Here is a 6000-nt window from a genome sequence, read left to right on the forward strand (position 1 = left end):
GTCGTCGGGAATCTCGTCCGCGAGCGCGTCGTCGTCGGGGGAGTCTCCCGTCATCGCTTAGTGCGAGACGAACTCGACGAGGACGCCGCCCGTGGACTTGGGGTGTAAGAAGGCGACCTCGTGGCCCCACGCGCCGGGGCGCGGTTCCTCGTCGATGCGGTCGATACCGGCGGCCTCGGCGGTCCGGAGCGCGGCCTCGATGTCGTCGGTCTCGATGGCGACGTGGTGGATGCCGCCGCCGCGCTTGTCGAGGAACTTCGAGATGGCACCCTCCTCGTGGGGTTCGAGCAGTTCGAAATAGCCGTTTTCGAGTTCGAGGAAGACGACCGACATGCCGTCGAACGTCTCCTCGTGGGCCACGGGCGCGTCGAACAACTCCGCGAACAGCGCGGCCAGCCCGGCGGCGTCGGGGGTGGCGATTCCGACGTGGTCGAAGTGCATGTCTCCAGTTCGTCGGGCGCAACGGATAAACCCAGACGGTTCGATACTCATGTCATGATAGTAACTACAACTGAGTCGGTCGTCGGCCGCGACATCGAGGAGACGTTGGGTGCCGTCCGCGGGAACACGATTCGGGCTCGGAACGTCGGTCGCGACATCACGCAAGGGCTGCGAAACATCGTCGGCGGCGAGCTCAAGTCCTACACCGGTCTGATGGCCGAGGCACGCGACGAGGCGACAGACCGGATGGTGGCCGAGGCGGAGGCGATGGGTGCCGACGCCGTCGTCGGCGTCCGGTACGTGACCGCCGAGGTGGCGCAGGGCGCGGCCGAGATTCTGGCCTACGGGACCGCCGTCACACTCGTCGCCGACGGCGACGCCGACGCGGAATCGGCGTCCGAGTCGAACGCCGACGTGGCGTGAGCCGACGGTGATGCCGACGACCCAGCGGGTCACCCGAGACCCACGGCGGCTCGCACACGGGTTCGTCCGACTCGCCACAGCCCGGGCCACAGTCGCCGTCTTCGCCGGACTCGCGGCGGTGTGGGCAGTCGGATTCTTCGGCGTGTTGCCGAGGGAGATTTGGGTCATCGACTACCCCGCGCTCGTGGCCGCCTTCTTCTTCGACACCCTCGCGGCCAACGAGTTCGGCGTCCGCGAGACGGCGACGTTCTACCCGGCGCTCGCCGTCTTCGGCTACCTCCAAGCGATGCTCGTCGTGGCGGTCGCTCGGGTGCTCCGGGGTCGGGTCGCCGAGTCCAATCGGTGACGAGACGGGACGAAACGAGTCGGGAACGAGAGGAGAGCGAGCGCGAAAGGACGCGTCAAGAGCGGGACGCGAGGGGCGAGTGGGCGTGGGGCGTGAGGGCGCGAAGTCGTGCAGGCGGGGTCGGCGTGGGGTTCACGGCGTTCGGTCGAGCCTCAGTCGCGGGCGGTCCGGGCGACCGTGACCTCGACGGGGACGCCGGGCACGTCGACCGTCAGCATCGAGCGGTCGGCCCGGGTGACGACGACGCGGGCGACGGCGACGATGGCAGCGACGGTGATGGCGACCGCGAGCGACGCCGCGGGGTAGGTGACGACCGCGACGACCGCGGCCATCGAGGCGAGCAGGACGGCCTGCGTCGCGAGTGAGGGCGCGGGGCGGTGATGCGAGGGGCGATAATCGGAGACGGTACGACTGTCTCGGGGGCGTTGTCGTGACATTCGTCTGGTGAGGTGGACAATCGGATGCGATACCGGGGGCTCTCCGGTCGAAGAGCCCCGCAACGCGACGGCCGCAGCTGCTCGAACAATCGAGCGACTGCTGGCGCGAACCTCGCGCCGACAGACAGCGGCCTGGCGTGTGACGGGTTTAGAATGCGATAAGCGGCATCATAAGCCTCGAATGTGGCCACACGGGGTTCGACAATAAAACTTGATAGCCGGGTGAAAGTATAGAATTAGTGACTTGTTGGCACGGGGCGCGGGGCGGTCGTCGGCGACGCCGACCGCTCGGGAGTCGGGCGGTAGGTCAGGCCATGCCGGGTTCGTACTCGCCGAACTCCTCGCGGAGGACGCCGCATATCTCGCCGACCGTCGCGTAGGCCTTGACCGCCGTGACGATGAGCGGGAGGAGGTTCTCGTCGCCGTTCGCGGCGGCGCGGATGTCCTCCAAGGCGGCCTCGACGGCCTCCTCGTCGCGGTCGTCCTTTCGGGCTTCGAGCGACTCGACCTGCTTGCTCTCATCTTCTTCGGCGACCTCCTGGACCTCGACGGTCGGCTCTTCGTCCACCTGATACTCGTTGACGCCGACGATGACGCGCTCGCCCTCCTCTATCTCGCGTTGGCGCTCGTAGGCCACGTCCTGAATCTCTCGCTGGACCCACTGGTTTTTCACGGCGTCGAGCATGCCGCCGCGGTCGTCCACCTCGTCGAGCAGGTCGAACGCCTCGTCTTCGATGTCGTCGGTCAGCGCCTCGACGTAGTAACTGCCCGCCAGCGGGTCGATGGTGTCCGCCGCGCCCGACTCGTGGGCGAGAATCTGCTGGGTCCGAAGCGCTGTCCGGACCGACTTCTCGGTCGGCAGCGACAGCGCCTCGTCCTTTCCGTTGGTGTGCAGCGACTGCGTGCCCCCGAGGACGGCCGCCAGCGCCTGATAGGCGACCCGGACGACGTTGTTCTCGACCTGCTGGGCGGTGAGCGTCGACCCGCCGGTCTGGGTGTGGAACTTCAACTGCATCGACTTCGGGTTCTCCGCGCCGAAGCGCTCTTCCATGATTTTCGCCCACATCCGCCGGGCGGCGCGGAACTTCGCCACCTCTTCGAGGATGTTGTTGTGGGCGTTGAAGAAAAAGGACAACTGGGGGGCGAAGTCGTCCACGTCGAGACCGGCGTCGACCGCGGCCTGCACGTACTGGATGCCGTTGCCGAGGGTGAACGCGACCTCTTGGGCGGCGGTCGACCCGGCCTCGCGGATGTGGTAGCCGGAGATGGAGATGGTGTTGAACTTCGGCGTCTCCGCCGCGCAGAACTCGAAGATGTCCGTGATGAGCCGCATCGACGGCTCCGGCGGGAAGATGTAGAGGTTCCGCGCGATGTACTCCTTCATGATGTCGTTCTGGATGGTGCCGCGAAGCTCCTCACGGGGGACGCCCTGCTTGTCGCCGAGGGCGACGTACATCGCCAGCAGCACGGCCGCCGGGGCGTTGATGGTCATCGACGTGGAGACCTCGCCGAGGTCGATGCCGTCGAACACCGTCTCCATGTCGTGGAGGCTGTCGATGGCGACGCCCGACTTCCCGACCTCGCCGGCGGCCATCATCGCGTCGGAGTCGTAGCCCATCTGCGTCGGCAGGTCGAACGCGAGCGACAGCCCCGACGAGCCGTTGTCGATGAGGTAGCGAAACCGCTCGTTCGTCTCGGCGGCCGTCCCGAAGCCGGCGTACTGCCGCATCGTCCAGAGCCGCCCGCGGTGCATCGTCGGATACACCCCGCGCGTGTAGGGCTTTTCGCCCGGGAAGCCAACGTCCTCGTCGTAGTCCACGTCGGCATCGTCGGGGGTGTAGAGCCGTTCAACGACGTTGCCGCCCGTGTCGGTCGTGAACTCCTCTTTGCGCTCCCCGAAGCGGTCGAGGGTCGGCCCCAGCGTCTCCTCCTCCCACTCGGCTTTCGCCTCCCGAATCTCTTCGAGTTCGTCGGGATCAAACATGGTCGAAGATGTGGTTTGTCCCTACTTAAGCGTACGCGGGTCGGCGGATATCGGTCGCCATCTCCGACCGCGAGCGCGACGACCGCGAGCGTAGCGGCCGAACCCGTGAACGCGGCCGCGGCGACCGATTTTATGTCGCTCGCGCGCCCTGCTTCGCCATGGACATTCTGACCGACGAGACGCGGCGGTTCCTCGCGGCGACCGCGCCGGAACACGACGCGGTGCAGTCCGAGATGGCCGCCTACGCCGACGAGCACGGCTTTCCCATCATCGGTCCCGAGGCTGGCGGCGTGCTCCGCGTCCTCGCGCATCTCGCGGACGCGACGCGGCTGTTCGAGTTTGGCTCCGGCTTCGGCTACTCCGCGACGTGGTTCGCCGAGGGCATGGCCGACGACGCCGAACTCTACCTGACCGAACACGACGCCCACGAACTCGACATGGCGCGGGACTTTCTCGACCGCGCCGGCCTCGCCGACCGGACGACGTTCCTCGAAGGCGACGCGCTCGACCTGTTCGAGGGCGTCGACGGCGAGTTCGACCTCGTGCTCTTGGACCACCAGAAACACCGCTACGCCGAGGCGTTCGACCTCGTCTCTGACCGCGTCGCCGAAGGCGGCGTCGTCGTCGCCGACAACGTGATGCGCGGCCCGGTCGACTTCGGCGCGCTCACCGACTGGAGCGAGGGCGACGCGGCGGCGCTGGACGGGGCCGACGCCGACACCCGCGGCATCGCGGCGTTCCTCGACGCGGTGCGGGCCGACCCGCGGTACGAGACCATCGTTCTCCCGGTCGGCAACGGCCTCGCGGTCAGCACGCGGGTCGAGTGAGCGCGCGACCGCCGGCCCGCGGTCCGACCGCCGCGCACCGACGTTCGCCACGCTTTTGAGCGCCCACCCCGACCCTTCGGGTATGTTTGGAGGCGGCGGGATGAACCCGCGAAAGATGAAGCAGATGATGAAGCAGATGGGCATCGACGTGACGGAGCTCGAGGCCGAGGAGGTCGTCATCAAAACGGCCGACGAGGAACTCGTCTTCAGCGACGCCCAGGTCACGCGCATGGACGCGCAGGGCCAGGAGACCTACCAAATCGTCGGTGAGCCCGAGACGCGCGAACTCGGTGCCGGTGACGACGGCGACGACAACGACGAAGTCGCCGACGCCATCCCGGCCGACGACGTGGCCATCGTGGCCCAGCGCGCCGGCGTCCCCGAAGACGAGGCCCGCGAAGCGCTCGAGGCCGAAGACGGCGACCTCGCCGCGGCCATCGCGCGACTGGAGTGATACTCCTCGTCCACGGCGACCGGGAGTACCTCCGGGCGCCCGGCGACGAGCTGCACACCGACCTCGGGATGCTCACCGTCCCCGAGGACGTGGAGGCCGGCCAGACGCTCGAAACCCACATCGGCGAGGAGTTCCTCGTCCGCGAGCCGCGCGGCCCGGACCTCTTCAACCACTTCGAGCGCACCGGCGCGCCGATGATGCCGCGCGACATCGGCCTCATCGTCGGCCACACCGGCGTCGCGGCCGGAGAGCGCGTCCTCGACGCGGGTACCGGCACGGGCGTCCTCTCGGCGTACCTCGGTCGCCTCGGCGTCGACGTGACGACGTTCGAACGCGACGCCGAGTTCGCCGACGTCGCCCGCGAGAACATGCGGCTCGCCGGCGTTGAAGACCGCGTCGACGTTCGCACCGGCGACATCACCGACGAGGTCGACGACCTCGCGGACTCGAAGTTCGACGTGCTCACCCTCGACACCGAGAACGCGCCCGAGGTCGTCCGGCACGCGCCCGACCTGCTCGTGACCGGCGGCTACGTCGCCGTCTACTCCCCATTCGTGGAGGGCACGCGCGCGGCCGTCGAAGCCGCCAGAGAGGTTGGCCTCTCGGACGTGGAGACGTTCGAGACGATTCAGCGGCACATGGACTTCAACGACCGCGGGTCGCGCCCCTCGACCGCCGGCGTCGGCCACACCGGCTACCTCGTCTTCGCCCGCAACGAGTGAGCGAGACCGACGTGGTCGGGCCAGCCTCTCTTTCGGCCCGCCCGCCTCGCCTCACCCGACGCGGCGAATCACGCGAAACAGCTCTTCTCTGAACCGCTCCGGCTCGATGACCTCGCGGAGCGACGCCGCCGTCTCGGCGTCGCCGCCGCGGACTTCGCGGGGGTACGCGCCGCCGGTCAGGAGGAACTCGCCGTCCACCGGCGTCACCGCGAGGTAGGCGTCGGCCGCGAGTTCGACCCCGGCGAGTTCGACGGTCGCGGCGTAGCGAACCACGTCGGCCTCGGCTTCGGTCTCTGCGTCGTCGCCTCGGTCGTCGCGCTCGCCGCCCCCGCCGCCGACTCGCACCCGGAGCGTCCGCGACTCGAC

General features: G+C 68.5%; 9 protein-coding genes. 5 read left to right on the forward strand and 4 right to left on the reverse strand.

What is annotated here, in order from left to right; translation table 11 throughout:
* Positions 1-57: 57 nt before the first annotated feature.
* Positions 58-441 carry a methylmalonyl-CoA epimerase gene (gene mce, locus NKF06_RS10605; protein WP_058827024.1) on the reverse strand — a complete coding sequence of 128 codons (384 nt, stop codon included), beginning with the start codon at positions 439-441 and terminating at the stop codon, positions 58-60.
* 54 nt (positions 442-495) lie between these two features.
* Between mce and NKF06_RS10610 the strand changes: the two genes are divergently transcribed.
* Positions 496-864 carry a YbjQ family protein gene (locus NKF06_RS10610; protein WP_058827023.1) on the forward strand — a complete coding sequence of 123 codons (369 nt, stop codon included), beginning with the start codon at positions 496-498 and terminating at the stop codon, positions 862-864.
* A gap of 10 nt (positions 865-874) precedes the next feature.
* Positions 875-1210 carry a hypothetical protein gene (locus tag NKF06_RS10615; RefSeq protein WP_253245353.1) on the forward strand — a complete coding sequence of 112 codons (336 nt, stop codon included), beginning with the start codon at positions 875-877 and terminating at the stop codon, positions 1208-1210.
* Between the two features lie 152 nt (positions 1211-1362).
* On the opposite strand, the gene NKF06_RS10620 is transcribed toward NKF06_RS10615, so the two are convergent.
* Complete coding sequence (locus NKF06_RS10620; RefSeq protein ID WP_253245354.1) at positions 1363-1647, reverse strand: hypothetical protein; 285 nt, start codon at positions 1645-1647, stop codon at positions 1363-1365.
* A gap of 307 nt (positions 1648-1954) precedes the next feature.
* Positions 1955-3631, reverse strand: coding sequence for a methylmalonyl-CoA mutase family protein (locus NKF06_RS10625; protein ID WP_058827020.1), 1677 nt, complete (start codon positions 3629-3631; stop codon positions 1955-1957).
* A gap of 158 nt (positions 3632-3789) precedes the next feature.
* On the opposite strand from NKF06_RS10625, the gene NKF06_RS10630 reads away from it, so the two are divergent.
* From NKF06_RS10630 to NKF06_RS10640, 3 genes are all read left to right on the forward strand, one after another.
* On the forward strand, positions 3790-4458 hold the full coding sequence (locus NKF06_RS10630) for an O-methyltransferase (protein WP_253245355.1): 669 nt from the start codon (positions 3790-3792) through the stop codon (positions 4456-4458).
* 82 nt (positions 4459-4540) lie between these two features.
* Positions 4541-4912: a nascent polypeptide-associated complex protein gene (locus NKF06_RS10635; protein ID WP_082677688.1), complete on the forward strand. Its 372-nt coding sequence runs from the start codon at positions 4541-4543 to the stop codon at positions 4910-4912.
* Positions 4909-5634 carry a tRNA (adenine-N1)-methyltransferase gene (locus NKF06_RS10640; protein WP_058827017.1) on the forward strand — a complete coding sequence of 242 codons (726 nt, stop codon included), beginning with the start codon at positions 4909-4911 and terminating at the stop codon, positions 5632-5634. Before NKF06_RS10635 ends, NKF06_RS10640 begins: the two co-directional genes overlap by 4 nt.
* A gap of 51 nt (positions 5635-5685) precedes the next feature.
* Here NKF06_RS10640 and NKF06_RS10645 read toward each other — a convergent pair.
* Positions 5686-6000: DUF6517 family protein (locus tag NKF06_RS10645; protein WP_342766458.1), on the reverse strand; the 315-nt coding region annotated here is incomplete at its 5' end.

Source organism: Haloferax sp. AB510, assembly GCF_024136985.1.
Lineage (GTDB): Archaea > Halobacteriota > Halobacteria > Halobacteriales > Haloferacaceae > Haloferax.

Bases quoted from the DNA above. Each gene is read 5' to 3' on its own strand.
- NKF06_RS10635 (WP_082677688.1), top strand. From the start codon at position 4,541: ATGTTTGGAGGCGGCGGGATGAACCCGCGAAAGATGAAGCAGATGATG.
- NKF06_RS10625 (WP_058827020.1), bottom strand. From the start codon at position 3,631: ATGTTTGATCCCGACGAACTCGAAGAGATTCGGGAGGCGAAAGCCGAG.
- NKF06_RS10620 (WP_253245354.1), bottom strand. From the start codon at position 1,647: ATGTCACGACAACGCCCCCGAGACAGTCGTACCGTCTCCGATTATCGC.
- NKF06_RS10615 (WP_253245353.1), top strand. From the start codon at position 875: ATGCCGACGACCCAGCGGGTCACCCGAGACCCACGGCGGCTCGCACAC.
- NKF06_RS10610 (WP_058827023.1), top strand. From the start codon at position 496: ATGATAGTAACTACAACTGAGTCGGTCGTCGGCCGCGACATCGAGGAG.
- mce (WP_058827024.1), bottom strand. From the start codon at position 441: ATGCACTTCGACCACGTCGGAATCGCCACCCCCGACGCCGCCGGGCTG.
- NKF06_RS10630 (WP_253245355.1), top strand. From the start codon at position 3,790: ATGGACATTCTGACCGACGAGACGCGGCGGTTCCTCGCGGCGACCGCG.